27 protein-coding genes, 1 tRNA gene and 2 pseudogenes are annotated in these 24,364 nt (G+C 67.3%); 20 read left to right on the forward strand and 10 right to left on the reverse strand.

The genetic code is table 11. The annotated features are described in order from the left end of the window. Positions 1-20 precede the first annotated feature (20 nt). Complete coding sequence (locus LWE61_RS06365) at positions 21-788, forward strand: (2Fe-2S) ferredoxin domain-containing protein (RefSeq protein ID WP_234149207.1); 768 nt, start codon at positions 21-23, stop codon at positions 786-788. Between the two features lie 157 nt (positions 789-945). On the opposite strand, the gene LWE61_RS06370 is transcribed toward LWE61_RS06365, so the two are convergent. After that, positions 946-1,863, reverse strand: coding sequence for a LysR family transcriptional regulator (locus LWE61_RS06370; protein ID WP_234149208.1), 918 nt, complete (start codon positions 1,861-1,863; stop codon positions 946-948). Positions 1,864-1,961: 98 nt separating this feature from the next. On the opposite strand from LWE61_RS06370, the gene LWE61_RS06375 reads away from it, so the two are divergent. Further along, positions 1,962-2,204 (forward strand): hypothetical protein, encoded by a 243-nt coding sequence (locus tag LWE61_RS06375; RefSeq protein WP_234149209.1) that lies wholly within the window; start codon positions 1,962-1,964, stop codon positions 2,202-2,204. A gap of 32 nt (positions 2,205-2,236) precedes the next feature. On the opposite strand, the gene LWE61_RS06380 is transcribed toward LWE61_RS06375, so the two are convergent. Genes LWE61_RS06380 through LWE61_RS06390 form a run of 3 tightly spaced genes read right to left on the reverse strand, consistent with a single transcriptional unit; the run spans position 2,237 to position 3,945 of the window. Then, positions 2,237-2,857: a DUF1190 domain-containing protein gene (locus LWE61_RS06380; RefSeq protein ID WP_234149210.1), complete on the reverse strand. Its 621-nt coding sequence runs from the start codon at positions 2,855-2,857 to the stop codon at positions 2,237-2,239. A 7-nt stretch (positions 2,858-2,864) separates the two neighbouring features. Continuing rightward, positions 2,865-3,284, reverse strand: a complete 420-nt coding sequence (locus tag LWE61_RS06385; protein ID WP_234149211.1) for a DUF350 domain-containing protein — start codon at positions 3,282-3,284, stop codon at positions 2,865-2,867. Positions 3,285-3,312: 28 nt separating this feature from the next. Continuing rightward, positions 3,313-3,945: a DUF2491 family protein gene (locus LWE61_RS06390; RefSeq protein ID WP_234149212.1), complete on the reverse strand. Its 633-nt coding sequence runs from the start codon at positions 3,943-3,945 to the stop codon at positions 3,313-3,315. A gap of 138 nt (positions 3,946-4,083) precedes the next feature. Here LWE61_RS06390 and LWE61_RS06395 point away from each other — a divergent pair, with 138 nt between their 5' ends. From LWE61_RS06395 to LWE61_RS06405, 3 genes are read left to right on the forward strand one after another with little or no spacing between them, the layout of a single operon-like run. Next, positions 4,084-4,521 (forward strand): YjfI family protein, encoded by a 438-nt coding sequence (locus tag LWE61_RS06395; protein ID WP_234149213.1) that lies wholly within the window; start codon positions 4,084-4,086, stop codon positions 4,519-4,521. A 39-nt stretch (positions 4,522-4,560) separates the two neighbouring features. Beyond that, positions 4,561-5,301, forward strand: a complete 741-nt coding sequence (locus tag LWE61_RS06400; protein WP_234149214.1) for a PspA/IM30 family protein — start codon at positions 4,561-4,563, stop codon at positions 5,299-5,301. Positions 5,302-5,359: 58 nt separating this feature from the next. Beyond that, entirely contained in the window at positions 5,360-6,526 is a 1,167-nt protein-coding gene (locus LWE61_RS06405; protein ID WP_234149215.1) for a glutathionylspermidine synthase family protein, read from the forward strand. A 226-nt stretch (positions 6,527-6,752) separates the two neighbouring features. Here the strand turns inward: LWE61_RS06405 and LWE61_RS06410 are convergent, their stop codons facing one another. Beyond that, positions 6,753-7,664, reverse strand: coding sequence for a hypothetical protein (locus LWE61_RS06410; protein ID WP_234149216.1), 912 nt, complete (start codon positions 7,662-7,664; stop codon positions 6,753-6,755). Positions 7,665-7,738: 74 nt separating this feature from the next. Continuing rightward, the gene (locus LWE61_RS06415; protein ID WP_234149217.1) at positions 7,739-9,034 is read right to left on the reverse strand and encodes a S8 family serine peptidase; all 1,296 of its coding nucleotides are present in this window, start codon (positions 9,032-9,034) and stop codon (positions 7,739-7,741) included. Between the two features lie 48 nt (positions 9,035-9,082). On the opposite strand from LWE61_RS06415, the gene LWE61_RS06420 reads away from it, so the two are divergent. Then, complete coding sequence (locus LWE61_RS06420; RefSeq protein WP_234149218.1) at positions 9,083-9,613, forward strand: RNA polymerase sigma factor; 531 nt, start codon at positions 9,083-9,085, stop codon at positions 9,611-9,613. After that, complete coding sequence (locus tag LWE61_RS06425) at positions 9,610-10,344, forward strand: anti-sigma factor (RefSeq protein WP_234149219.1); 735 nt, start codon at positions 9,610-9,612, stop codon at positions 10,342-10,344. The genes LWE61_RS06420 and LWE61_RS06425 overlap by 4 nt, the downstream gene beginning before the upstream one ends. A gap of 428 nt (positions 10,345-10,772) precedes the next feature. Here the strand turns inward: LWE61_RS06425 and ilvD are convergent, their stop codons facing one another. After that, entirely contained in the window at positions 10,773-12,626 is a 1,854-nt protein-coding gene (ilvD, locus tag LWE61_RS06430; protein WP_234149220.1) for a dihydroxy-acid dehydratase, read from the reverse strand. 111 nt (positions 12,627-12,737) lie between these two features. On the opposite strand from ilvD, the gene LWE61_RS06435 reads away from it, so the two are divergent. The 3 genes and pseudogenes from LWE61_RS06435 to LWE61_RS06445 form a co-directional block, all read left to right on the forward strand. Next, positions 12,738-13,754, forward strand: a complete 1,017-nt coding sequence (locus LWE61_RS06435; RefSeq protein ID WP_234149462.1) for a LysR family transcriptional regulator — start codon at positions 12,738-12,740, stop codon at positions 13,752-13,754. Positions 13,755-14,034: 280 nt separating this feature from the next. Beyond that, on the forward strand, positions 14,035-14,274 hold the full coding sequence (locus LWE61_RS06440; protein WP_234149221.1) for a hypothetical protein: 240 nt from the start codon (positions 14,035-14,037) through the stop codon (positions 14,272-14,274). A 308-nt stretch (positions 14,275-14,582) separates the two neighbouring features. Beyond that, positions 14,583-15,299: pseudogene (locus LWE61_RS06445) on the forward strand (3-keto-disaccharide hydrolase); the annotation flags it as partial. A 278-nt stretch (positions 15,300-15,577) separates the two neighbouring features. Here the strand turns inward: LWE61_RS06445 and LWE61_RS06450 are convergent. Continuing rightward, the gene (locus tag LWE61_RS06450; protein WP_234149222.1) at positions 15,578-17,296 is read right to left on the reverse strand and encodes a fatty acyl-AMP ligase; all 1,719 of its coding nucleotides are present in this window, start codon (positions 17,294-17,296) and stop codon (positions 15,578-15,580) included. A 114-nt stretch (positions 17,297-17,410) separates the two neighbouring features. Here LWE61_RS06450 and LWE61_RS06455 point away from each other — a divergent pair, with 114 nt between their 5' ends. Further along, the gene (locus LWE61_RS06455) at positions 17,411-17,959 is read left to right on the forward strand and encodes a regulatory protein RecX (protein WP_234149223.1); all 549 of its coding nucleotides are present in this window, start codon (positions 17,411-17,413) and stop codon (positions 17,957-17,959) included. Between the two features lie 62 nt (positions 17,960-18,021). Here the strand turns inward: LWE61_RS06455 and LWE61_RS06460 are convergent, their stop codons facing one another. Further along, a complete protein-coding gene (locus tag LWE61_RS06460; protein WP_234149224.1) occupies positions 18,022-18,330 on the reverse strand; it encodes an SEL1-like repeat protein in 309 nt (102 codons plus the stop codon). Between the two features lie 124 nt (positions 18,331-18,454). Here LWE61_RS06460 and LWE61_RS06465 point away from each other — a divergent pair, with 124 nt between their 5' ends. From LWE61_RS06465 to LWE61_RS20780, 3 genes and pseudogenes are all read left to right on the forward strand, one after another. Beyond that, a complete protein-coding gene (locus tag LWE61_RS06465) occupies positions 18,455-19,015 on the forward strand; it encodes a DUF192 domain-containing protein (protein WP_234149225.1) in 561 nt (186 codons plus the stop codon). Between the two features lie 453 nt (positions 19,016-19,468). Further along, complete coding sequence (locus LWE61_RS06470) at positions 19,469-19,867, forward strand: NADH:ubiquinone oxidoreductase subunit NDUFA12 (protein ID WP_234149463.1); 399 nt, start codon at positions 19,469-19,471, stop codon at positions 19,865-19,867. Between the two features lie 350 nt (positions 19,868-20,217). Beyond that, positions 20,218-20,388 (forward strand): annotated as a pseudogene (locus LWE61_RS20780) (DUF2155 domain-containing protein); the annotation flags it as partial. A gap of 35 nt (positions 20,389-20,423) precedes the next feature. Here the strand turns inward: LWE61_RS20780 and aat are convergent. Beyond that, complete coding sequence (aat, locus tag LWE61_RS06480; RefSeq protein ID WP_326490619.1) at positions 20,424-21,152, reverse strand: leucyl/phenylalanyl-tRNA--protein transferase; 729 nt, start codon at positions 21,150-21,152, stop codon at positions 20,424-20,426. 171 nt (positions 21,153-21,323) lie between these two features. On the opposite strand from aat, the gene LWE61_RS06485 reads away from it, so the two are divergent. The 6 genes from LWE61_RS06485 (at position 21,324) to rplA (ending at position 24,021) form a co-directional block, all read left to right on the forward strand. After that, a tRNA-Trp gene (locus LWE61_RS06485) sits at positions 21,324-21,399 on the forward strand. 149 nt (positions 21,400-21,548) lie between these two features. Continuing rightward, a complete protein-coding gene (gene secE, locus LWE61_RS06490; protein WP_234149226.1) occupies positions 21,549-21,752 on the forward strand; it encodes a preprotein translocase subunit SecE in 204 nt (67 codons plus the stop codon). Between the two features lie 53 nt (positions 21,753-21,805). Next, positions 21,806-22,342 carry a transcription termination/antitermination protein NusG gene (nusG, locus tag LWE61_RS06495; RefSeq protein ID WP_234149227.1) on the forward strand — a complete coding sequence of 179 codons (537 nt, stop codon included), beginning with the start codon at positions 21,806-21,808 and terminating at the stop codon, positions 22,340-22,342. 109 nt (positions 22,343-22,451) lie between these two features. Beyond that, the gene (locus LWE61_RS06500; RefSeq protein ID WP_234149228.1) at positions 22,452-22,679 is read left to right on the forward strand and encodes a DUF4287 domain-containing protein; all 228 of its coding nucleotides are present in this window, start codon (positions 22,452-22,454) and stop codon (positions 22,677-22,679) included. Positions 22,680-22,887: 208 nt separating this feature from the next. Continuing rightward, positions 22,888-23,319, forward strand: coding sequence for a 50S ribosomal protein L11 (rplK, locus tag LWE61_RS06505; protein WP_234149229.1), 432 nt, complete (start codon positions 22,888-22,890; stop codon positions 23,317-23,319). A gap of 3 nt (positions 23,320-23,322) precedes the next feature. Continuing rightward, a complete protein-coding gene (gene rplA, locus LWE61_RS06510; RefSeq protein ID WP_234149230.1) occupies positions 23,323-24,021 on the forward strand; it encodes a 50S ribosomal protein L1 in 699 nt (232 codons plus the stop codon). Positions 24,022-24,364: the final 343 nt, after the last annotated feature.

A 24,364-nucleotide genomic window follows, 5' to 3' on the forward strand; every position in this document is an offset into this window, starting at 1 on the left:
CGGACGGGGATAGGCCCGACGTGATTATCATCGCCCGGTCGGCCATCGCCGCCGCACCGATCGAGGAGATGCGCGCCGCCGCCGCCCATGTGCTGGCGGCGGGGGTAGCGAGCCATGCCAGCCATGCCAGCCATGCCTTTACCGAGCAGGGCGAACCGGCGCTGAAGGAACGGCTGTGGGAGCGGATCGCGTCGGGTGCGCGGAGCATCGTGCTGGTGCCGCTGATCGTGCCGATGGAGCCGAGCTTCGCCATCTGGATCGGCAAGATCCTGGCGCGCTGGGAGCGGGAGTGGAGCCGGGAGCATGAACAGGAACCAGGACAGCCTTGGCCGGAGATACGGCTGGCGCCAGCGCCCTTCGCCCTACCGCAGGCGCGCGACCTCCTCGCCGCCGCGGTGAGCGCGGCGGGCAGCCATCCCCAGCCCGCCCGGCCCCCGGCCAAGCGCGAGGGGTCGATCATCCCCGCGCAGAAGCGGCGGGTGCTGGTGTGCCATGGTGCGCCCTGCACGGCGGCGGGGGCGTCGCTGATCTGGGGCCATTTGCGCAACGTGCAGGCGCGGCGGTCGCTGCGGACGCAGGGCGAGGGAATGATGAGCGCGAAGGCGAGCTGCCTCGGCCCCTGCAATCTGGCGCCGGTGGTGCAGGTATGGCCGGAAGGGACCAGCTATGGCGGGGTCGATGAGGCGGGGATCGACGCGATCATCGACGCGCATGTGCTGAACGGGGCGATTGCGGAGGACTATGCCTATCCGGCGGACGGTCGCAAACATGTGCTGCGGGATCGCTGAGGGGCAGGGCGCGGCACGCAAGGTGCAGGGCCGGGCGGAGGTGGGCGCGGAGGCCGGCCATGCCAGCGAACCGGGCCTGCAACGGCCTTGCGCCTGATCTGCGCCGGGATCGGACAGGGAGCGTCACGGGCAACGGGGCCGCGTCGCCAGTCCTGTTTTACGGGTGCGGCGTCGGTGGCGAGGAGGGTGTGCCGTCCGCGTCCTCCTGCCCGCCCGCCAGCTTGAGCCAGGCGAGGGCGGCGTGGGAGAGATAGCCGCTTTTGCGCCACGCCATCGCCATATGCCATGCGGCATCCTGTTGCCGCAGCGGAATACAGCGCACATTGGCGCGCTTGCGCGAGCGGGCAATGGACAGGGGTAGGAAGGAAATGCCCAGCCCGGTGCCGACCAGTTCCACGACAAAGTCGATCTGGTTGGACGTGGCGACGATCGACGGTTCGAACTTCTCGCGCCGGCAGGCCGCGACGATCAGGTGGTGGATGGCGAAACTGTCGTCGAACAGGATGAAGGCATCCTCCCGCAATTCCCCGATGCCGATCTCCTTCGCGCCCGCCAGCCGATGGCCGCGTGGCAGCAGCACGGTCAGCGGTTCATGCTGGACCTCGATGAAGTCGAACTCCTTGGACACGGGGAGCAGCAGCCCGGCCAGATCGACCTCGCCCGTGCGCAGCGCCTGTTCCAGCCGGTCGCTGCCATGCTCCACCAGTTCCACCGTAATGGCCGGGAATTTGCGGCGATAGGCCGCGAAGACGGGCGCGAACAGGATATGGCTGCCGATGGGGGGCAGGCCGAGCCGCAGAACGCCCTGCCGGATGCCTTGCACGTCGGCCACTTCGGCCAGCAGGTCGTCCCGCTCGATCAACAGGGTGGTGCCGCGCCGGAACACGACCTCCCCGATGGCGGTCAGCAGGTTTTTCTGCCCGACCCGGTGGAGCAGGCGGGCACCGATTTGCTCCTCCAGCAGTTGAACGGACTTGCTGACCGTGGACTGGGTCGAGTGAAGGGCGCGCGCGGCTTTGGTGAAGCTGCCCTGGCGGACGACCTCGATGAACACGCGAAGGGGGCGATATTCCATGGCCATTCCATAATCGAATGGCAGTTATCCGATCAATTCATTTTCCGCATGACCGGCGATTGGCTAAGACTGCGCGCAACAAGGATCAGGAGTGGACGATGCCGATCAAACGGGCCGTGGCGCCGGATGCGAAATATAAGGGCTGTTCCGTTCCGCCCGCATCGCTGACCCACAAGGTCGAGGCATTGACGCATATCCGCACGGAAAAGGCCGTGCGCGACCGTTTCGGCATCAGCTATTATACGTGGCGGCGGATTTGCGAGGGCGCGCCGGTGCGGACCTCGCTGCTCCACCGGCTCCAGATCCGGGTGGACAAGCTGGAACGGCCGGCCGCCGGTTGAACAGGCAGGCGTTATTCGGCAGGCGGGGCAGCTCAGCCGCCCCAGCCACCGCCGAACGAACGACCGCCAAAGCCGCCGCGCGAGATAACGGAACTGCGCGATTGCACGCGCGGCGTTGCGCGGGGCACCTCCATCGCACGGCTGCCCGCATAATAGCGGTTCGCGCCATAGCCATAGTTCAGCCGGACGCCGCCGCCGGTGTAATAGCTGCCATCGTCCTGCCGCCGATAAAGCGGCGCATAGCGATAGCCACCCCCGCCGCCATTGAGCAGTTGCCCGACCAGAAAGCCGGTGAGCAGCGGCGAGAAATAGCTCTGGTTGTTGGCGGTGGCGGGCACGCATTTGCCGACGCCGAATTCCTCCTCGCAGGTCTTGCTATCCTCGAAGCGGGGCGCCTCGCTGGCGCTGGCCTTGGCGGCGGTGTCCTGCGCCGTGCGGCACTGGACCTCCGTGAAATTCTGCGAGCGGACACATTCGCCCACGTCGGAGAAGGCGGCGACCTCCACCGGCGGCCCGTCGTCCACGGCATAGTCGGCCGGGCCGTCGCACCCGGCGAGCAGGGTCGCGCCGCCCGCCACGGCGGTCATGGTGGTCAGGCGGACCAGTCGCGAGCGCTTCCGGCGTCCGGCGGAGGGGAGGAGGGTGTCGGTCATGCCGCCCTCAATAGCTCATGCTGACGGCATTTATCATGCCGACCGCCACGGATGTCGCGGCCAGATAGAGGGCGGTGGCGACATTGCCATCGACGATGCGCTGCGACAGGTCGCGGATGACGAAGCGGCGCACGAACAGCGAGGCCAGAATCTGGATGATGCCCGCGATGACGGCCCAGATGGCGAATTCCAGCGGCGATGCGGTGTTGGCGATGGCCGACGCCAGCGGCAGGGCGAAACCGATGATCGCGCCGCCCAGCGCGGTCGCCGCCGCGACATTGCCCTGTGCCACCAGTTGCGCCTCGTCATAGGGCGTCGATAGCTGGTAGAGCCGCTTGAACAGCGCCAGCAGCGCGCAGCCCAGCACGAAGGCGAGGAGGAACCAGCCTGCGCCGATGGCCAGCAATTGCCAATCCGTATGCGTCATTTCACCCTCGTTTCAGCCAGTGACCGCGTCAGGCGGACAATTCGCCGGGGGCCAGCGGCACCCCGATCATGATTTCATGCGTCAGCTCGCCGCGCTCCGGCTTCATGGCGATGGCGAGCAGCAGCTCGCTGTCCTCGCCCAGATCGCGGCTGTAGAGCATGCACGCCTGCTCGATATGGCGGGCGGGCGGGCCGCTGCGCGCCTCATGCACCGCTTCCCACAGGCGCACCGGGGGTTGCGGGCCGTCGTCGCCGGGATACCAGAAGCGCCCGAACGTCCCCACGTCCGGCTCGTCCCACCGCGCCTGTTGCAGCCGATCCTCGAACCCCGCCCGCTCCCCGGCGCGCGGATAGGCGCTGGACCAGGGGATGAAGAGGGTGAAATCATCCGCGTCATGCCCGTCCGCCGACGCGCTGACCGCTTGCAGCATGATGTCGTCCTGCGTGTAGAAGCGGTGGACATGGCCGCCGCCGTCATCCAGCGTGATGCGGCCCTGCGCGACGATTTCCAGCGTGTCGCGGTCCAGCGTGAAGGCCGTGCCCTGCAACCGCCGCCATGCCAGCGTATCCAGTTGCACGCCGCGCCCGATGGTGATGTTGCGCACCACCGGCAGTTCGGGCGCGGGCGGATCGCCGCCGCCGAAAAGACGCCGCAGGATCATGATGTGCGCCCGCCCCGGCCGCCCCGGTCGTTATGACCATGGCGGCTCATCACCTGTGGATGCGGATGCAGCCTCTTCCCCATGGGCGGGAGAAGTGCGATATGCGCGCCGGACAAGTCAAGGACGAAAGGCTGCCCTATGAGCGAAGCACAACCCGGCGCATGGACAACGACCAGCCTGCTGGCCGCGCTGTCCGGTCCCGATTATGCCGAGGAGTTCCAGGTCGAGCGGCTGGACGGCAGCGATCCGGTGCTGGTCGTACGGATGATCGAGCATGGCGACCTGTCCATCCTGCTGAACGTGGGCGAGGAGCAGATCGTCGCCGCGACGCTGCTGTGGCCCGTCGACGAGCAGCCCGACGCCGCCGCCTTCAACATCTTCATCCTGAAGGCGCAGAAGCTGGTCCCCCTCTCCAACTTCGCGATCACCGAGGTGGGCGGGCGCGATTATTATGAACTGATGGGCGAGCTTTCCACCGAATCCCGGCTGAGCACGATCGTGCTGGAGTTGAAGGTGCTGGCCGAAAACGCCATCTCCGCCGCCGGAGAATTGCGCGAAGCCTTCGCCGCCGCCTGACCGACCCCGAAAGACTATCAAGACAGGAACTGACGCATCATGTGGAAGCAACTCGTCACTCTGATCCGTGGCACCGCGCATGAGGCGGGGCAGGCGGTCGTCGATGCCAAGGCGATGACGATCCTCGACCAGCAGATTCGCGACGCGGCGACGGCGCAGGCAAAGGCGCGCGACGACCTCGCCACGCTGACCGCGCGCCGCCGCCTGCTGGAGAAGGATGTGGACGCGCTGGCCGCGCAGCGCAGCAAATATGAGAATAGCGCCCGCGCCGCCATCGCCAAGGGCGACATGGCGCTGGCCCGTGAAGTCGCGGAACGGCTGGCCAGCATCGAGGCGGAGGGCAGCGCCAAGCAGCCGCAGGCGGAGGAGATGAAGGCCGCCGAGGACCGCATCCGCGCCATCATCAAGCAGGGCGACACCAAGATCGACGCGTTGCGCCGCGAGGTGGAGATGGTGCGCGCCAACGAGAGCCTGCAAAAGGCGCAGGCGGCGGTGACCAGCAGCTATAATGGCAGCGTCTCCTCGCTGGGTTCGGCGGCGGACAGCATCAAGCGGATCAAGGAACGGCAGGCGATCCAGGACGAGAAGTTCAAGGCGTCGGCGGAGCTGGAGGATATGCGCACCGGGGCCGACCTCGACGCCAAGCTGCGCGATGCGGGCCTGTTGGAAGGGCATACCAGCGCCGACGATATTCTCGCCCGCCTGTCCGCGCCGCCCGCCGGCCAGCCCATCGCCCTGCCCGACGGGTCGCGCGACGCGCCCTTCCTGCCGCGCAAGTGACCCGCACCGGCGGTCGTCGTGATGCGCGTCCGGTGGCGCAACCTGTGAAGCGCGTCCCATGAAGCGCGTGGCCATCGCCCCGCGACCCGACTGGGAGGAGATTGCGCGCGCCAGCGGCTTTACCTTCCACCATGTCGCGGGGGAGCGATATTGGGACGAGAGCGCCTATTGGCAGTTCACGCTGGAGGAGGTCGAGCGGGACATAGAGTCGCCCGCGGCGGAGCTGCATGAAATGTGCCTGAACCTGTGCGACGAGGTCGTCGGGTCGGAGGCGCTGATGGACCGGATCGCCATCCCGCCCGCGATGCGCGACATCGTCGCCCGGTCGTGGCGGGAGGGCGCGCCGTCGCTCTATGGCCGTTTCGATTTCGCCTATGACGGCACCGGCCCGGCCAAGCTGCTGGAATATAACGCCGACACGCCGACCAGTATCTACGAAACCGCCTATTTCCAGTGGGAATGGCTGGAGGATATGGTGGCCCGCGGCAACCTCCCCGCCGGGACGGACCAGTTCAACCGCCTGCATGAGGCGTTGATGGAACGGTTCGGCACGCTGCTGACGCCGGGCAGCCTGATCCATTTCTCCTCCTCCGCCGATCATGTCGAGGATCGGCAGACGGTCGCCTATCTGCAGGATCTGGCCGGGCAGGCGGGACTGGATACGGAATTTGTGGCGATCGACCGGATCGGGCTGGATGGCGACGGGCGGTTCGTGGACGAGCGGCAGACGGTGATCGGCGCCTTGTTCAAGCTCTACCCGTGGGAGGACATGCTGCGCGAACCCTATGCCGCCGCCGTGCCGGGGTCGAAGACGCTGTTCCTGGAACCGGCGTGGAAGGCGATCTTGTCGAACAAGGCGATCCTGCCGCTGCTGTGGGAGCGGCACAAGGGCCATCCCAACCTCCTCCCCGCCGCCTTTGTGGGCGATGGGCAGGCGGACGCGATAGAGGCGGGCGCGCATGTGGTGAAGCCCTTCTTCTCGCGCGAGGGGGCGGATGTCGTGCTGGTTGACGGCGCGACGCGCCTGACCGGGACGCAGCAGGGCTATGGCGCGGAAGGGCGCATCGTGCAGGCGCATGCGGCGCTGGCGCAGGGCGGCGGGCAACATGCGGTGATCGGCGCGTGGATCGTGGGGAATGAGCCGGTCGCGCTGTCCGTGCGCGAGGACGATCATCGCATCACGCGCGACCTTGCCCGCTTCGTGCCCCATGTGATCGCGCCGTAGCGGGTGAGGGGCATTGAGAAAATGACGTGCCGGGAATGATGGTGTTCCGAGGCGCTTGAGGCGAGGCGGGAGACTCGCTTCAAGCGGGTACGCGAGCACCGTAGGATCGGACAAGCGCGATTGGCGACCGTCAGGGGCTGCATCTCGATAGGCTCTGGCGCGCGGACATGAAAGATCCGCCGGACGATCATCCGGCGGACCCGTCATGGTTCAATCGGCGGGGGTGTCAGTGGGTGCTGGCCGCCGCATTGCCCGCACCCTGCGCGGTGCCGGACCCCTGCGCCTTCTTCGCAATCTTGCCGATCTGGCCCACACCCATGGCGGAGACCAGCGCGCCGCCCTGCCCGGAGAAATTGGCGGCGGGCAGGGTGGCGGTGCGGCCTTTCACATCGACCAGCAGCGACTGCACCCGGCCCCGGCTGTCCGCGACGACCTGCCGCACGCGGCCGATGGTCTGGCCCCTGACCGACTGGACCGCCATGCCAGGTTCGATGGCGAACGCGCCGGAGGCATTGGCCGCCGCGCTGTTGGCTAGGGCGAGCTGATTGCCGGTCGCGTTCAGCGCGCCGCTGTCGCTGCCGGTCGCACTGCCGCTGGCCGCGCCGGATGCGCTGCCCGCCGCATTGCCGACGGTGCGGGTCACCGCGCCGCTGGTGCCGCGCACGGTGTCGGAGGCGGTGGAGCGCACCGCGCCCGTGGTCGACGCGGCGGACGAGCGTGCCGAGGAGACGGCGCCGCGCACCGCGTCCGTGCCCACCAGTTGCGCGTCGCCGGAGGCATTGACGCTGCCCGCCGCATTGCCGGACGCCGTGCCGTTGACCGTGCGGGCCGGCGTGTCGAGCGTCTGGCCGACGTTGCCGCCGACCGCGCCATCGACCGAACGGTCGACCGCGACGGAGCCGCTGCGACGATCCACGCGGGTCTGGCCGGTGGTGCTGCCTGCGCCGGACAGGCCGCCCTGCGTCGTGCCGCGCACGCTGTCCATCGTGCCGCCGACGCCGCCGACGCCGCCGATGCCACCGCCCAGACCGCCGCCGACACCGCCAGCGAGGCCGCCGCCGCCGCCCAGAAGCTGTGCGGACGCCGGCGTCGTCGCCGCGAGGATCAGAGCGCCGGTTGCGAGGAGAATCTTGTTCATGACATGTCCTTCCTTGTATCTTGAGCGCCTTTTCCCGGCACTCTCATCAAGGCAAACGGACCCTCTTTCCGATTTCATCCATCGGGCGGAAATTTTTCAGCACGGGGCCGGCAATCGCCGCACAGCAGCCCGCGCCCATACAGCGCATCCGGCCCTTTGGGACCGAGATCGCGGGCCTGCGCGTCCAATGCGGCGCGCAAGGCCGCCCCGTCCCGCCCGGCATCCTTCATCGCGGCGACGCGGGCGGCGACCAGCGGGACGGCGAAGGATGTGCCCCGCACCCTGTGCCAGCGACGGCGCGCATCCATCGCGGCCATGTCCGCCGCCGGGGCGGCATAGTCGAGATGCGCGGCGCGCCCCGCCTCGATCAGCGCGCGGTTGCGGCCATCCACTCCGGTCACGGCCAGCACGGCGGGATAGGAGGCGGGATAGGCCGGCGGCGCGGCGGGACCGTCATTGCCCACCGCCGCGACAATCACCATGCCGCGCGCGGCGCATAGGCCGACCGCGCGGGCGAGCAGCGGGTTGCTCGGCCCGGTCAGGCTGATCGAAACGACGGGCACGCTCTGCCCCTGCATCCAGTCGAGCGCCCGCACAATGGCCAGCGCGCTGCCGCCCGCCGGATCGCGGCCAAAGACATCGGCGGAGACGATGGCCTGCACACCGGCATAGCGCAGCAGGGAGGCGATGGCGGTGCCATGGTCGCTGGCGTTGGGTGCGCCGGTCGCGAAACCGCGCGCGGCGCGCACGGCAACCGCCGATCCCACGCCGCCGTCGATCAGGCCGACGGGGGTGCGGATCGCGCCCTTCCCCGCGGCGGTTGCGAGCGGGGCGGCCCCGGCTCCTTCGCCGCTGGGGAACAGCAACTGGTCGGCGGTGAATGTCCGGTCCGGCAGCGCGGCCCGCAATCGGGCGAGCGCGGCGGGCAGGGCCAGCCCCTGCGGCACGGTCAGTTGCGTGGCGGAGAGGCCGAGATTGCCGAAATCCTCCGCGCCCTGCGTCAGGAAGCCCAGCGTCCGCACTTTGTCCAGCGCCGCCGCGTCCCCATCCAGCATCAGCACGACCCCGCGCCGGGCCGGTTCGCCCTGTTCGTCGGCCTCGACGCTGGCCCGGTTGAGGCGCAGGAAATCGCGCAGGCGCTCGATCCGGTCGCGCGCCATGCCCGCGACGGAGCGGACGGGCGCGGTCACGCTCTCCACCGGGGCTATGCGGCCCAGCGTGTCGCCCGTGCGGTCCAGCGTCGACCCCACCGTCCCGCCCACCGCTTCCCCCACGTCGGGCACGCCGATCTGCGCGACGGCAGGCCCGTCGGCGACAAGGGCCGGGGCGGTGCAGAGGAGCAGGGCGGGGATCAGGCGGCGCGTCATCATTCTTCATCCTGTCACGCGAAAAAACGCGCTATGCAATGGATGAAACGGATGACCCGGCCCGTTGCATCCCCAGACAGGAAGGCATTTGTTCTGAGCACGCAATTCGAGGATGGCATAGTGGCCCTGCTGCCCCGGCTCCGCCGGTTTGCGGCGAGCCTGTCCCGCGACCTCGCCACGGGCGACGACCTTTGCCAGATGACCATAGAGCGCGCGCTCAAGGCCCGGCAGCAATGGGCCGAGGGAACGCGGCTCGACAGCTGGATGTACCGGATCATGCGCAATCTGTGGATCGACGAAGTCCGCGCGACCAACCGCCGCCGGCAGACCTTTGCCGAGGCGGCGGCGGGCCTCGCCGTGGGAGCGCCCGGCCAGCAGGAAGCGCGCACGGAGCTGGCCTTCGTCGACCGCGCGCTGGCGCAACTGCCCGACGAACAGCGCGAGGCGGTGCTGCTGGTGATGGTGGAGGGATATGGGTATCAGGAGGCGGCCGACATCATCGGTTGCCCGGTGGGCACGCTGAGTTCGCGGTTCGCGCGGGGTCGCGATGCCCTGTATTCGCTGTTGGAGGGCCAACAATGACGATCGATCGGGACACGCTCGCCGCCTATGCGGAGGGGCAACTGGACGAGGCGGACCGGGCACGGGTGGAGGCTGCCATGGCCGCCGACCCGGCCCTGGCGGAGGATGTGGCGCGGCACCGGGCGTTGCGCGCGCGGTTGCAGGCGCGCTTTGCGCCCGTGCTGGACATGCCGGTGCCGGACAGGCTGCTGGATGCCGTGCGCGCGCCCGTCGCGACGGCGCAGGTGGTCGATCTGAACGCGGTCCGGGTGGCGCGCGCCGAAACGGTGAGTCGCGCGGCACCCGCGCGCCGCATCACCGGCTGGATCACGGGCGGGGCCATCGCGGCGTCGCTCGCCATCGGCCTGATCCTGGGGGGGCAGATTCCGGGGGGCGGTCCCGTCGGCACGGTGGGCGGGCGACTGGTGGCGCAGGGTGCGCTCGACACGGCGCTGACCACGCAACTGGCCTCCGCCGATCCGCAGCCCGTGCAGATCCTCCTGTCCCTGCGCAATGGTGAGGGCCGCTATTGCCGCGTGTTCCAGACCGATGGCCTGTCCGGTCTCGCCTGCCGGGACGAGGGGCGCTGGGCCGTCGAGCGCTTGCAAAACAGTGGCGCGGCGACGGGCGGCCAGTATCGGCAGGCGGGCAGCGCGATCGGTGAGATCATGGCGGCGGCGCAGGCGATGGCCCCGGATGGCGCGCTGGACCGGCAGCGGGAGCAGATCGCGCTGGAAATGGGCTGGCGCTAGGGCGGGGCCGAGTCAGGGCCTCGGCTTCAAAAGGGCAGGGAAGACCCATTTTCGGCAGCGTCTGGCCTGCATGTCGATTGCGGGACCGGGCTGTCTGACGCGGGTGGCTCCGTTCCGGCAGGGCGAGGGAAGGCGGAGCATCAGCGTGGAATGTGGCGCGGCCAGAGCCGGATGGCATGAGATCACCCATCGCGTCATGGCGAGCGCAGCGAAGCAATCCATCGCGGCCCGATGCCCTCTGCATTGCTTCGCTACGCTCGCAATGACGGTCCCAAGGGAAGGTATCACGCTCTAAGGCAGGGTCATGTTCTGTGCCCCGGCCACATGCGGGCGCGCAAGATGGGATGCTGGACAGCCTATCCCCCGGCCGATCCGCCGGAAGTCGCGTCCGGACCGGATAGGGCGCCCCCGCAGAAGCGCCCTGCCGTTCAGTCCTTTTCGACCTGGCTGACGTCGCGCACCGCACCGCGCGCGGCGTTGGTGGTCAGGGCGGCATAGGCGCGCAGGGCGGGCGAGACGGCGCGGACCCGGCCGAACGGCTTCCACGCCTTCTTGCCGCGCTCCACCATCGCCTCATGCCGGTGCGCCAGTTCGGCATCGTCCACGTCCAGCCGGATGACGCGGTTAGGGATGTCGATGACGATGGGGTCGCCAGTGTTGACCAGCGCGATCAGGCCGCCCTCGGCAGCTTCGGGCGAGACATGGCCGATGGAGAGGCCCGACGTACCGCCGGAAAAACGCCCGTCGGTGATGAGCGCGCACGCCTTGCCCAGCCCCTTCGACTTCAGATAGCTGGTGGGGTAGAGCATTTCCTGCATGCCCGGCCCGCCCTTCGGCCCTTCGTAGCGGATGACGACCACGTCGCCCTCCACCACCTCGTTGCCGAGGATGCCCGCGACCGCCGCGTCCTGGCTTTCATAGACGCGGGCGGTGCCATGGAAGGTCAGGTTGGAATCGTCCACGCCCGCCGTCTTTACGATGCAGCCTTCCGGCGCGATATTGCCGAACAGGACGGCCAGTCCACCATCCTTGGAGAAGGGATGCTCAGCGCTGCGGATCACGCCCGCCTCCCGGTCGGTGTCCAGTTCCTTCCAGCGGTTGCTGGTGCTGAACGCGACCGTGGTGCGGACGCCGCCCGGCGCGGCCTTGAAGAACTCGCGCACGCTCTCGCTTTCCGTCCGGCTGATGTCCCAGCGGTCGAGCGCGTCGCCCAGCGTGGGGGCATGGACGGTGGGCAGCGATGTGTCGAGCAGGCCCGCCTTGTCGAGCTGGCCCAGGATCGCCATGATGCCGCCCGCGCGGTGAACGTCCTCCATATGCACGTCCTGCTTAGCGGGCGCGACCTTGCACAGGCAGGGCACGCGGCGCGACAGCCGGTCGATGTCGGCCATGGTGAAATGCACCTCCCCCTCATGCGCGGCGGCGAGGAGGTGGAGGACGGTGTTGGTCGACCCGCCCATCGCAATGTCGAGGCTCATCGCATTTTCGAACGCGGCGAAGCTGGCGATGGAGCGGGGGAGGGCAGTGGCGTCGTCCTGCTCATACCAGCGCTTGGCGAGGTCGACGATGGTGCGGCCCGCCTCCCGGAACAGTTTTTCGCGGTCGGCGTGCGTGGCGAGGACGGAGCCGTTGCCGGGCAGCGAGAGGCCCAATGCCTCCGTCAGGCAGTTCATCGAATTGGCGGTGAACATGCCGGAACAACTGCCGCAGGTCGGGCAGGCGGAGCGTTCGATGACGGCGACTTCCTCGTCCGTATATTTGTCGTCGGCGGCGACGACCATGGCGTCGACCAGGTCGAGGGCGAGCGTCTGGCCGCGAATGTCCGCCTTGCCCGCCTCCATCGGCCCGCCGGACACGAAGATGGCGGGGATGTTCAGGCGCATCGCGGCCATCAGCATGCCGGGCGTGATCTTGTCGCAGTTGGAGATGCACACCAGCGCGTCGGCGCAGTGCGCGTTGGCCATATATTCGACGCTGTCGGCGATGAGGTCGCGGCTGGGCAGCGAATAGAGCATGCCGCCATGGCCCATGGCGATGCCGTCGTCGACCGCGATGGTGTTGAATTCCTTGGCGACGCCGCCCGCCGCCTCAATCTCCCGCGCGACGAGCTGGCCGAGATCCTTGAGGTGGACATGGCCGGGCACGAACTGGGTAAAGCTGTTGACGACCGCGATGATCGGCTTGCCGAAATCCTCGTCCGTCATGCCTGTGGCGCGCCACAGGCCGCGCGCGCCGGCCATGTTGCGGCCATGGGTGCTGGTGCGTGAACGATAATGGGGCATGTCCGCGGTCCTTGGTCATTTCTGGTTTAACAACCGAAATAGGCTTTCCGTCAAAGGTTGTGAAATATATTATGGAGCCATCATTAAGTCGTTAGGAGACTTTGTTCGATGCTGGACCTGCGCCCGTTGCGCCATTTCATCGCGGTGGCCGACACGCTGCATTTCGGCCGCGCCGCCGAACGGCTGGGCATGACGCAGCCGCCGCTGAGCCAGTCGATCCTGGCGCTGGAGCGGGCGGTGGGCGCGCCCCTGTTCGTCCGGTCGAAGCGCAGCGTGGCACTGACCCCCTTTGGCCGCCAGTGGCTGGCGCATGTCCGCCCTGCGGTGGAGGGGATCGACGCGCTGCCCACGCTGGCGCAGCGGTTGCAGACGGGGCTGCTGGGCCGCCTCTCGCTCGCCTTCGTCAGCACCGCCGACTACAGCCTGCTGCCCCGTCTGGTGCAGCACTATTCGGCGGCCTTTCCCGATGTGGAGCTGGAACTGGTCGAGGCGACGAGCGACATACAGGTCGCGGCGCTGGTGGCGGGGGAGATTGACGCGGGCATCGTGATTTCCGCCCGCGCCACCCTGCCGTCAGCGCTGGACTATCGGCCGCTGCTGCGCGAGCCACTGGTCGCCGCCGTGCCGGAAAGCTGGATTGCGGACGGATTGCTGGACGTGGCGGGCGCGGGGGGCGGAACCAGCGCAAAGGACAAGGATGGCTCCGGCGCCGATGACAGGGCGGCGCGCGTCATCGCACCCGGAGGCGGAGGCGGAGGCGGGGACGGCGGTGGCGAGGCGCTGTTGCTGCACGGCGATGGCTGGATGACGCGGCCGCTCATCATCTTTCCGGCGCGGGTGTCGCCCGATTTCCATGAGCTGGTGCTGGGCTATTATCGGTCGCGCGGGCACGAGCCGGTGATCCGGCAGGAGGCGATCCAGATGCAGACGATCATCAGCCTGGTCTCCGCAGGGCTGGGCATGGCGCTTGTCCCCGCGTCGCTGCGGCATCTGGCGCGGACGGGCGTGCGCTACATCGCCTTTGCCGAGGGCGCGCCGGAACTGGAAACCGGGCTGGCGTGGCGCCGGGAGGATGACGCGCCGACCGTGGCGGCGCTGGTCGCCATCGCGATGGGGCTGGAGGGGTAGGGTCGGCGGAATGGGCGCGCAGGGACAGAGGGGCAGAGACGGGGGGCAGGGGGCAGGGGCAGAGGCGTGCGACTCCTGTCCCCGGATTCTTCGGAGGGGGGTGGAGGCGCGGCTGTCCTTTCCGCGCCGCCTATGATAGGGTCGGGCATCACGTCGGCGGATGCGACCGCCCATGACCATGGCTGTGACAGGGAGGCAGGCGTTTTGAAAGCGCCGCGCCGCCCGGTTGACGGAGGGTATTGGCGCTGCGGCCCTCTCCCTTTTCGAAAAGGACAGGCCCATGCAATTGTCATCCGAATTCTGCGGTCTTCAGGAAAAGGCCCATCTGGAAAAGGCGGCCCGGGCCACGTTGCCCAATGTGCGCGACATTGCGGAAAAGGCGGCGCTGGTGTGGCGCGCCGAGGCGGAACTGGCGCGCAAGCGCGAAGGGCGGCGGCTGGCGGCGGAAGTCGGCACCGGCTTGCCGGAGGACGACATGTCCGGCCCCGATCCCGATGAATATGTACCGCGCGAGCGGTGAGGGGCGGGAGGCGTCCCAGACATGGGACCGACGATCAGGGACGCCCTTTGACGCCTGCAACCGCCGCACGACCCGCGCATAGTCTCTGACAGAGATACGACTGACATGCCATGGTGAGGTAGAAAAGCACTGCGCCACGGCATGAAATAGAATGATAATTATAAGTATAACGTGATCGAGAGGATGTCCTGAATCCGCGTGATAGGCTGTGCGGCTCACTGTCCCTTGCTGCGCTGACGGCATTGTCTTTTCAGGCTTCCTCAGCGGCTGTCGATGAAGGATGACGGCCCCGTTCTGACGGCAATTCGCTCAACGACTGGCACTTCTACCAGGAGGGTGTCGGCACCGTAGATACAAGACATGCTGTCTCCATCGAGGATGGGATTCTGTCATTTCTTGGCCCGGGATATGTTGGTGACGATGCGCCTCCCGGACATATTTCCACGAAGGCGGCATGGCAAAATTACCATCTCCGGCTGCAATTTCGATATGGCAGCCGGAGATGGTCCCCGCGAAAGCTGCAACGACGGAACAGCGGCATTTTATACCATATGGGTCAGGAGACGGACCGGCTCTTCCCCGATTGCGTGGAATTCCAACTGGAAGAGGGGGATGTCGGTGACGCGATCATGGTCAACACGCTTGCGTTGCAAGGGCCGCTTCTCGGCGGCACGCCGCTTTGGCCCAATGGGATACCGGCGTTTCCCGCTGTCTATCAGGAGCCGGTTCAGGCGGGGCCATATCGGCGGCAATGGCACCGCCACGCGGGTGAGTTCGCACGCCTGGACGACTGGAATGAGGTCGATCTCTATGTGTTCGATGATCAGGCCGCACAGCTGGTCAACGGCAGGATCGTCAACACCTTGTTCAAGATGCGCAAGGATGAACGCGGCAAGCAAGTGCCCCTGACCGGCGGCAGAATAGCGTTAGAGCTGGAGATGGCCGAAATCATGTTCAGGAATGTGCAAATCCGGCCGCTGTCTCCAGCTTCGATCGCGCAATTGAAACAATATGGATCGGATTAGCGCCTTGTGGGCCGTTGCCTGTTAGCGGGATTGCCGCGACTGGCGATGCGTGGACTGGCCGGACGGCTGTCCCTGAACCGGCTGCCCGCCGGGCGGTCTATAGTTCGGAGCGCAAGAAGGTTGGCCCAATGACCGGCAGGCTGATGAGATCACAGCCCGTCCGGCCCAGACGTACAACGCCCGATCCGGCCAGGCGGACCGGACCCGACAGCGTCCTCTTCGCTGGCTCTCGTCGCCGGCCGACACTCCGGGGCCGCGAACGCCGCCCCGGCGCGGCGTCAGGCCGCGATGGCGTAGGGGACGATCTCACCCTCAAGATACAGCTTGCGCGCCTTTGAACGGCTGAGTTTGCCGCTGCTGGTGCGCGGCAGGGTGCGCGGGGGAACCAGTTCGACGACGCAATGCATGCCGGTAATCGCCCGGACACGCTCGCGAATATCGTCGCGCAGGCGGGTGCGCTCGGCATCGTCCGACGTGCGGCAATGGACCAGCACGGCGGGCGTTTCCTCACCGCCCGGCGTGGTGATCGCAAAGGCCGCGATGTCGCCCTGCTTGAAGCCGGGGAGCTGCTCCACCGCCCATTCGATGTCCTGCGGCCAGTGATTCTTGCCGTTGATGATGATCATGTCCTTGGCGCGGCCGACGATGTAGAGATAGCCGTCGGACAGATAGCCCATGTCGCCGGTGTCCAGCCAGCCATCGAACATGCAGGCGTCGGTCGCCTCCTGATCGCGGAAATAGCCGGTCATGAGCGAGGTGCCGGTGGTCCAGACCTTGCCGATCTGCTTTTCGGGCAGGACGCCGCCATCCTCGTCGCGGATTTCCACGACCATGCCCTGCACCGGCTTGCCGCAGTTGACGATGGCGCGGAACCGCTGCGGCCGCTCGCCATTGACTTCGCCGCCGCTGAGGTCGGTTTCCTCGACCAGTTCGACCACAATGCCCTCGCCCGGCGGCATGATGGTGACGGCCAGCGTGGTTTCGGCAAGGCCATAGCTGGGCAGGAAGGCACCGGGGCTGAACCCCGCCTCCGCAAAGGCGTCGACGAAGCTCTGCATCACGTCAGGGCGGATCATGTCCGCGCCATTGCCTGCGATGCGCCAGCGCGACAGGTCGAAACGGTCGGACGCCTTCGTCTGGCTCGACATGCGGCGCGCGCAGATGTCGTAGCCGAAGGTGGGGGAATAGCTGGCGCTGGTCCCCTCGTTCCGGCTGATCATGTCCAGCCAGGCGAGCGGACGGCGGGCGAAATCCTCCGTCTTGAGATAGTCGGTCGAAATCTGGTTGGCGACGATGGACAGGAAGCAGCCGACCAGCCCCATGTCATGATACCAGGGCAGCCAGCTGATGCAGCGATCCGTCTCGATCACCTGCATCGCATGGCTGTGCGCGGCGAGGTTGGCGAGGAGGGCGCGGTGCGTGACCGCGACGCCATGCGGGAAACGGGTCGAGCCGCTGCTGTACTGGAGGTAGCAGACATCGTCCGGCTCCGCCTGCGGCAGGGCGCCGGGCACGACGGGCCGTGCGAGGAAGCTGGTGTAGTCGACACCCTCGACGTTGCACTGGCGCGCGGCCTCGCCCGCCATTTCGGACAGTTCTTCGGGGTAGAAGAGCATCAGCGGGTCGCTCGACTGCAACTGCACCGCCAGCTGGTCGATATAGCTTTCCTTGCCGCCGAAGCTGGTCGGCAGCGGCAGCGGCACCGGCCATGCGCCCGCATAAATGGCGCCGAAGAACGCCTGCGCGAACTGCTCGCCCGTCTCCGCGACCAGCGCGATGCGGTCGCCCGGCTTCACGCCATGGGCGATCATGCGGTGGGCGCAGCCGATCGCGTCCGCCCGCATTTCCGCGAAAGGATAGGCGCGGCGCAGGTTGCCGCGCGGATCATGGAAATTCAGGCCGCGCTGGCCCGCCGCCGCATAGTCCAGTGCTTCGCCCAGCGTGCCGAAATCGGCAAAGCGGCGTGGCAGGCTATCGTGGGTGGGCGTGGCAAGCATTTGCGTCATTTTCCTTATGAACCTGTCGTCCGGCCCCCAATCAATCCGGGTGCGACCCAGGGGCGGAATACGACCCCTGCACATATACGGCCGAAAGTGGCATAAAGATGGCGCATGACCCCAAACCGTCAAAAACCCGCGCCCAAACCGCTGGATTCCACCCGCCTGGAGGAGCTGGCGCTGCATTATGCCGCCCGCTACGCCACCAGCCGGGCGAAACTGTCCACCTATCTGCGGCGCAAGCTGCGTGAGCGGGGATGGGCGGGGGAGGATGCGCCCGACGTGGCGGCGCTGGTCGGGCGGCTGGCGGATCTGCGCTATGTCGATGACGGGGCGTTCGCGACGATGCGGGGCACGGCGCTGGCCCGGCGCGGCTATGGCACGCGGCGCATCGCGGCGGCGCTGGACGAGGCGGGCATAGCGGAGGAGGACCGGGGCGAGGCGATGGCCCGTTCGGCGGGGGAGGGCTGGCAGGCGGCCAATATATTGGCCCGGCGCAAGCGGATCGGCCCCTATGCCGGGGAGCGGGTGGCGCGGGAGGACCGGCAGAAGCAGATCGCGGCCTTCATCCGCGCGGGCCATGATTTTGCGACGGCGGCCCGCTGGGTCGATGCCGCGCCGGGGGAAATGCCGCCCGGCGGGGAGGATGGTGACGAGGACTGAGGGTGCAGGGCTGTCCGGCTCAGGCCCGGTCGAAATTCAGGCCCCCAGCTCAGGCCCCCAGCTCAGGCAAAGACGGAGGCGGAGAAGCGGGCGACCTGACGGACGTGCGACAGTTCGATCAGGCGCAGGCGGCGGCGCGCCTCCGCAATCTCGCGCCGGGACATGTTGCGGGCGACCTGCGCCCGATATTTCTCGGCGGAGGAAAAACCGCCGATCGCGGCCAGATCGAACCATTTATGCGCCTCGACCAGATTGGTTTCGGCCAACGTCCCGCAACTGTGCGCGACGCCCAGGTCGAAACAGGCGCCGGGATCGCCACCCAGGGCATCCTGCATACGGCTTTCGATCAGTAGTTGGGCACTCATGGCCATGTCGGCCTCCTGTTGTATCCCCTGCGGGATCACTATCCGCCTGCCCCCGCTAAAGGATGGTTAACGGCAGCGGGGCATGGTTATCAAGCGCGACCAAAGTCTTAGGGGATGGTAGGACGCGGCGATGCGCGCGCTTTCCCTGCCTCTTTCGGCCCTCGCCCTCTCGCTCCTCCTGTGCGGTTGCCGGGGGGCGTCCGGGCCGCAGGAGGATGGAGCGAATGGCGCGGCGGCGCAGTCCGGCGCGACCGCGCGATCCACGGTGCCGCTGCGCGTCGCCACCACCGGCGGCACCCGCGCCTTCACCATGGAGGTGGCGGTGACGGCGGCGGAGCAGGAGCAGGGGCTGATGCACCGCGCCGACCTGCCGCAGGGGCATGGCATGTTGTTCCCCTTCACCCTGCCGCGCACCGCCAGTTTCTGGATGAAGGACACGCCGCTGCCGCTCGACCTGCTGTTCATCCGCCCGGACGGGACGGTCGCGGCGGTCCTGCATGGCAAGCCGCAGGATCTGCACCCCCTGTCGGCGGGCGAGCCGGTCAGCGCGGTGGCGGAGATCGGCGCGGGGGAGGCGGCGCGGCTGGGCATCGCGGCGAACGACCGGGTCGAATGGGGCGATTGCCGGGAAGGGCGCGGGCAACCGGGCGCGCCGATCAACCCGCTGGCCTTCTGCCCCGCCGCACCTTGAGTCTGGTCGCTCGCTCGCTGAAGGCAGGAGCGTCATCCCGGCCATCACGCCCCGGAGCCAGGCCAATGTCGAGACGGAATCAGAGCGTTTTCGCAGCAGGTGGCATCCTCTGCTGGCGCGGAAAACGCGGTAAATCATAAGGCTGGGGCAGCCGACGCGATGCAATCGGACGAGGGCCTGCTGTCTCGTCCAACGGTCCGGCAAATCGGATGACGATCCCGCGCCATCTTCGTCCTGTCCATCGCCCCGCTCCCACGATAGCCGCAATCTGCGGCGGCATCGCCGCTGTCCTGCTCGTTCGCCCCCGATCTGGCTCGTGCGGTCAGGCCTGTGGATCCTGGTCGTGTCATCAGGACCACGCGTCAGCGTTGCAGCCCTCTTTCCCCGCCGCGCGCTATTCCCCCCCCCATAGCGTCTTGCCAATGCCCCCCCCGAACGGCTAAGCGCGTGGCCATGGGAATCCTCGGCAAGATCTTCACCTGGTGGGACGGCGCCACCATTGGCACGTCGCTTTTCAGCGCCCGGAACGGCAGCAAGGTGGGCGAGGACCATCAGGGCAACGTCTATTTCGAGGGCGGCAAGGACGTCCATGGCAATCCGCGCCGCTGGGTGATCTACAATGGTCCCAACGACGCCAGCCGCGTGCCCGCCGAATGGCATGGCTGGCTGCACGGCACCATCGAGGGCGCGCCGGAGAGCAACCTGCCGCCGCCGCGCATCTGGGAAACCGAATTCACCCCTAACCTGACCGGCACGGACCGGGCCTATCGCCCGTCCGGCGCGCTGGAGCAGGGTGGTCGCCGCCAGGCCGCGACCGGCGATTATGAGGCATGGGCGCCCGACGGCCAATGAGCCATGCTGTTCCGGGCCGTTTGACGGACGGCGTTCCGGTGGGGATTCTGGGGCCGGTCGGGATTCTTGGCCCGGTCGCGCTCCTGAAACCGGTCGATGCTTCCGGGCGCGCCAGAGCTTCCGCGCCGATTTGCGCCGCCGGTGCGTTGCTCGCGCTCGCCCTGCTGAGCGGCTGCGGCGACAGGAAAGATCCGATTCAGGGCGATCCCGCCGCCAACCGGGTGACGGCGGTCCAGTCCGGCCCGTCCACCGCCCCCATCGCCGAATCGCTGCCCGGCACGCCCATGGCGGAGCGGGTGGCGGTCGTCGGGCTGCTGAACAAGCGCAACGGCCTGACCCGCGACCTGACCATGAAGCCGGGGCAGGCGCTGCGCGTCGGCGCGGCCATCGTGCGGCTGCGCGCTTGCGAGCAGACCGCGCCATGGGAAGACCCGCCGGAGACGGGCGCCTTCGTCCAGCTCGACGTGCAGGAAACGCGCGACAATAAATGGCATCGCGTCTTTTCGGGCTGGCTGTTCCGCGAACGGCCCGACCGCAACGCCGTGCAGCACCCGATCTATGACGTCTGGGTCAAGAGCTGCACGATGAGCTGGCCCGAAACCGGCCCCGATACGGTGAAGGCGTCCGGCGACGGCAAGCCATCCGGCAGGAAGCCCGGCACGGACGGCGCGGCCAGCCCGTCCAGCGCGGAAAAATCGCCCGCGCCGACATCCGGCAGCCCCGGCACCGATTCGGCCACCGCGGGCGCCAGCAGCGCGGAATAGGCCCGCCCGCTGATCTCGCGGGCGCCCATCGACGCCAGATGATCCGTCATGAACTGGCAGTCGAGCAGGGCGAATCCACCCGCCTTCAACCGCGCGACCAGCCACGCCAGCGCCACTTTCGACGCATCCGTCCGGCGCGAGAACATGCTCTCGCCGAAGAAGGCGCGGCCCAGCGATATGCCATAGAGGCCGCCGACCAGCTCGTCCCCCTCCCAGCATTCGATGCTGTGGGCGTGGCCCATGGCGTGGAGGCGTCGGCACGCTTCGAAGATCGGTTCGTTGATCCATGTGTCCTGCCGGTCGCCGGTGATTGCGGCGCATCCCTGCACCACCTGCGCAAAGGCCCGGTCCGCCGTGACCCGGAAACGGTCGGCGCGGATCGTCTTGCGCAGCGAGCGGGAGACATGGAGCGCGTCCAGCGGCAGAATCGCCCGCCGCCGTGGCTCCACCCAGAAAATATCGGGATCGTCGGCCGAATGGGACATCGGGAAAATGCCGATGCCATAGGCTCTGAGGAGCATGATGGGGTCGATGACGGTATGATGCACGGCGGCGGGCAGGCTAGCCCGGCCCGGCCGCGCCAGCAAGCCGTCGCAGGATGCGCGACCATGCTTTTGCAAACATCGCCGCCGAATGGCGACTCACCCCTTGCACCGTGCGGCAGGTCCGGCTAATGGGCGCTCGTCGGCCGGAGGAGTGTAGCTCAGCTGGTAGAGCGTCGGTCTCCAAAACCGAATGCCGTGGGTTCGAGTCCCTCCACTCCTGCCAGACCTTGCGCCCCGTTATGTTCCCGCGTATGGGGCGACTTCCATATTCAGACGGATATGATGGGCTGATCCGGCGCGGGCCGGAATCGGCCTGCCGATTCGTCCGTCAATCGTTTTAGCCGTCCATCGTTTTAGAAGGTGCAAGTCATCGTGGCGAAGACATCCCCCGGCGAGTTCATCCGGCAGGTCCAGACCGAGCGGAAGAAGATCGCATGGCCGAGCAATCGGGAAACCATGATGACGACGGTGATGGTGGTCATCATGACGACGACGCTGGCCCTGTTCTTCTTTGGCGTGGACAGCTTCTTCGGCTGGATCGTCAAGGGCCTTCTGAAGCTCGCCGCGGGTCAGTAATCCGGCCCGTTACCTATGGTGGGCGATTATCAATTGGAGTTGCAGGGACAATAATGGCGCGCTGGTACATCATCCACGCCTATTCAGGCTTTGAGAACAAGGTGCGTGATTCGATCACGTCGGAGGCGACCCGTCTGGGCCTTGACCAGCTCGTGGAGGCCGTCGAGGTTCCCACCGAGACCGTCACGGAAGTGCGGCGCGGCAAGAAGGTGCAGTCGGAGCGGAAGTTCTTCCCCGGCTATGTCCTCGCCAAGCTGAACATGAACGACGACGTCTATCACCTCGTCAAGAACACGCCCAAGGTGACGGGCTTCCTCGGCTCCTCCGGCAAGCCGCAGGCGATCACCGAGGCAGAGGCCGCGCGCATTCTGAACACCAAGGAAGAGGCCGCCGCCGCGCCCCGCCACAAGGTCAATGTGGACTATGAAATCGGCGATTCGGTCAAGGTTCTCGGCGGACCCTTCGCCAGCTTCGTCGGCACGGTCGAGGAACTGGATTTCGAGAAGAGCAAGGTCAAGGTGTCGGTGTCGATCTTCGGTCGCGCTACCCCGGTCGAGCTGGACTTCGAGGAAGTCGAACTGTCGAAGTAACGACGGTCCGACGACAGAATTTGAAAAAGGGGATCGGGCGAGCGCTCTGGTCCCCTTTTTCGTGGTCAGAAAAGATTGTAGCCAGACGAGTGTGTGGAAGGAGAGGATCATGTCGTTTCAGGCCTATCTCGATACGATCCAGGCAAAGACCGGGCATGATGCGGATGGTCTGAAACGCGCGGCGGACGCCGCGAACCTTTCCGATGGCGGAGTCCTGAAACCGGGCGTCAAGGCGGGGGCGGTGGTGGAATGGGCCAGGGCCGATCTGGCGCTGGGGCATGGCCATGCCATGGCGATCTACGCGCTGCTGTCCGGCAAGAAGAAACCGGGCGACTGACCATAGGCATTGGGCGCGACGATGGGCGCGAAAGGCCCGTGATTCACGGCTTTCCTTTTGACCCCAACGCCGCTATAGGCGCCGCTTCGCTCGCGTCTTCACGCGGGCGATTCTGTCGCGGGAGGCCCTTCGCCGGGCCGTCTGACCGCTAAACTTGAACCGGGCCGAAGCTGAAACAGGCAACGGCCCATCTATAGAGTGAGTGACAATGGCCAAGAAGATTACCGGCTATATCAAGCTCCAGGTGCCGGCTGGAGCCGCCAACCCTTCGCCGCCGATCGGCCCGGCGCTGGGTCAGCGCGGTGTGAACATCATGGAATTCTGCAAGGCGTTCAACGCGCAGACGGGTGAACTGGAGAAGGGCACGCCGCTGCCCACCATCATCACCGTCTATGCCGACCGCAGCTTCTCGTTCATCACCAAGCAGCCGCCCGCCACCTTCCTCATCAAGAAGGCGATCAACCTGAAGTCCGGTTCCAAGGAACCCGGCAAGGTGTCGGCCGGAGAGATCAAGCGTTCGCAGCTCAGCGCGATCGCCGAGTCCAAGATGAAGGATCTGAACGCCAACGACATCGATGCCGCGACGCGCATCATCGAAGGCAGCGCCCGCGCAATGGGCCTCACCGTGGTGGAGGGCTAACACATGGCCAAGATCAGCAAGAAGGCGAAAGCCCTGTCGGCAGCCGTCGACGCGAACAAGCTGCATGGCGTTGACGAGGCGATCGCCCTCATCAAGACCCATGCGACCGCCAAGTTCGACGAGACGGTCGAAGTCGCGCTGAACCTGGGCGTCGATCCGCGCCACGCCGACCAGATGGTCCGTGGTGTCGTCACGCTGCCCGCCGGCACCGGCAAGGACGTTCGCGTCGCCGTGTTCGCCCGCAACGACAAGGCTGCCGAGGCGACGGCCGCCGGTGCCGAGATCGTCGGTGCGGAAGACCTGCTGGAGAGCATCCAGGCTGGCAACTTCAACTTCGACCGCGTCATCGCGACGCCCGACATGATGGGCCTCGTCGGCCGTCTCGGTAAGGTTCTCGGTCCCAAGGGCCTGATGCCGAATCCGAAGCTGGGCACCGTGACCCCGAACGTCGCCGACGCCGTGAAGGCCGCCAAGGGTGGCCAGATCGAGTTCCGCGTCGAGAAGGCCGGCATCATCCACGCGGGTCTGGGCAAGGCCAGCTTCTCCGAAGCCGACTTGCGCAAGAACTTCGACGCCTTCGTCGATGCGATCGTCAAGGCGAAGCCTTCGGGCAGCAAGGGCAAATATGTCCGCAAGATCGCCCTGTCGTCCTCGATGGGTCCGGGCGTGAAGGTCGATGTGGCGGAAGTCGCTTCGATCTGATCCGACACTGCGTTCGATCCAAACGCTGCAGAAGCCCCCGCCCGGTTCGCCGCGCGGGGGTTTTCTTTTGGGTGCTGTGTTGCGGTGGATGAGGGGCAGCGGGGATGGTGCGTTTTCAGGCCCGCCCTCTTCATGCAGATGAACATCCGCATCCATCCAGAGCGATGATCGCGATGGAACTCTGCGTGGCGCGCGACTGTGGTAAGCATGACTGGAAGTAGAAGCGCCCCTCCGCTCCCATACCCGTGTCCCCATATGGGAAGCGAGGCCGGACGCGAGCTGTGCGAGAAGTCGGCAACGTCCTGCCCCCGCGTACAGCGGGCAACATTGCGCAGGCCAGAGA

The organism is Sphingobium sufflavum, assembly GCF_021403115.1.
GTDB lineage: Bacteria > Pseudomonadota > Alphaproteobacteria > Sphingomonadales > Sphingomonadaceae > Sphingobium > Sphingobium sufflavum.

Coding starts and splice junctions, on each gene's coding strand:
- LWE61_RS06370 (WP_234149208.1), bottom strand. CDS start 1,863: ATGGAATATCGCCCCCTTCGCGTGTTCATCGAGGTCGTCCGCCAGGGC.
- LWE61_RS06375 (WP_234149209.1), top strand. CDS start 1,962: ATGCCGATCAAACGGGCCGTGGCGCCGGATGCGAAATATAAGGGCTGT.
- LWE61_RS06380 (WP_234149210.1), bottom strand. CDS start 2,857: ATGACCGACACCCTCCTCCCCTCCGCCGGACGCCGGAAGCGCTCGCGA.
- LWE61_RS06385 (WP_234149211.1), bottom strand. CDS start 3,284: ATGACGCATACGGATTGGCAATTGCTGGCCATCGGCGCAGGCTGGTTC.
- LWE61_RS06390 (WP_234149212.1), bottom strand. CDS start 3,945: ATGATCCTGCGGCGTCTTTTCGGCGGCGGCGATCCGCCCGCGCCCGAA.
- LWE61_RS06395 (WP_234149213.1), top strand. CDS start 4,084: ATGAGCGAAGCACAACCCGGCGCATGGACAACGACCAGCCTGCTGGCC.
- LWE61_RS06400 (WP_234149214.1), top strand. CDS start 4,561: ATGTGGAAGCAACTCGTCACTCTGATCCGTGGCACCGCGCATGAGGCG.
- LWE61_RS06405 (WP_234149215.1), top strand. CDS start 5,360: ATGAAGCGCGTGGCCATCGCCCCGCGACCCGACTGGGAGGAGATTGCG.
- LWE61_RS06410 (WP_234149216.1), bottom strand. CDS start 7,664: ATGAACAAGATTCTCCTCGCAACCGGCGCTCTGATCCTCGCGGCGACG.
- LWE61_RS06415 (WP_234149217.1), bottom strand. CDS start 9,034: ATGATGACGCGCCGCCTGATCCCCGCCCTGCTCCTCTGCACCGCCCCG.
- LWE61_RS06420 (WP_234149218.1), top strand. CDS start 9,083: ATGACCCGGCCCGTTGCATCCCCAGACAGGAAGGCATTTGTTCTGAGC.
- LWE61_RS06425 (WP_234149219.1), top strand. CDS start 9,610: ATGACGATCGATCGGGACACGCTCGCCGCCTATGCGGAGGGGCAACTG.
- ilvD (WP_234149220.1), bottom strand. CDS start 12,626: ATGCCCCATTATCGTTCACGCACCAGCACCCATGGCCGCAACATGGCC.
- LWE61_RS06440 (WP_234149221.1), top strand. CDS start 14,035: ATGCAATTGTCATCCGAATTCTGCGGTCTTCAGGAAAAGGCCCATCTG.
- LWE61_RS06450 (WP_234149222.1), bottom strand. CDS start 17,296: ATGCTTGCCACGCCCACCCACGATAGCCTGCCACGCCGCTTTGCCGAT.
- LWE61_RS06455 (WP_234149223.1), top strand. CDS start 17,411: ATGACCCCAAACCGTCAAAAACCCGCGCCCAAACCGCTGGATTCCACC.
- LWE61_RS06460 (WP_234149224.1), bottom strand. CDS start 18,330: ATGGCCATGAGTGCCCAACTACTGATCGAAAGCCGTATGCAGGATGCC.
- LWE61_RS06465 (WP_234149225.1), top strand. CDS start 18,455: ATGCGCGCGCTTTCCCTGCCTCTTTCGGCCCTCGCCCTCTCGCTCCTC.
- LWE61_RS06470 (WP_234149463.1), top strand. CDS start 19,469: ATGGGAATCCTCGGCAAGATCTTCACCTGGTGGGACGGCGCCACCATT.
- aat (WP_326490619.1), bottom strand. CDS start 21,152: ATGCTCCTCAGAGCCTATGGCATCGGCATTTTCCCGATGTCCCATTCG.
- nusG (WP_234149227.1), top strand. CDS start 21,806: ATGGCGCGCTGGTACATCATCCACGCCTATTCAGGCTTTGAGAACAAG.
- LWE61_RS06500 (WP_234149228.1), top strand. CDS start 22,452: ATGTCGTTTCAGGCCTATCTCGATACGATCCAGGCAAAGACCGGGCAT.
- rplK (WP_234149229.1), top strand. CDS start 22,888: ATGGCCAAGAAGATTACCGGCTATATCAAGCTCCAGGTGCCGGCTGGA.
- rplA (WP_234149230.1), top strand. CDS start 23,323: ATGGCCAAGATCAGCAAGAAGGCGAAAGCCCTGTCGGCAGCCGTCGAC.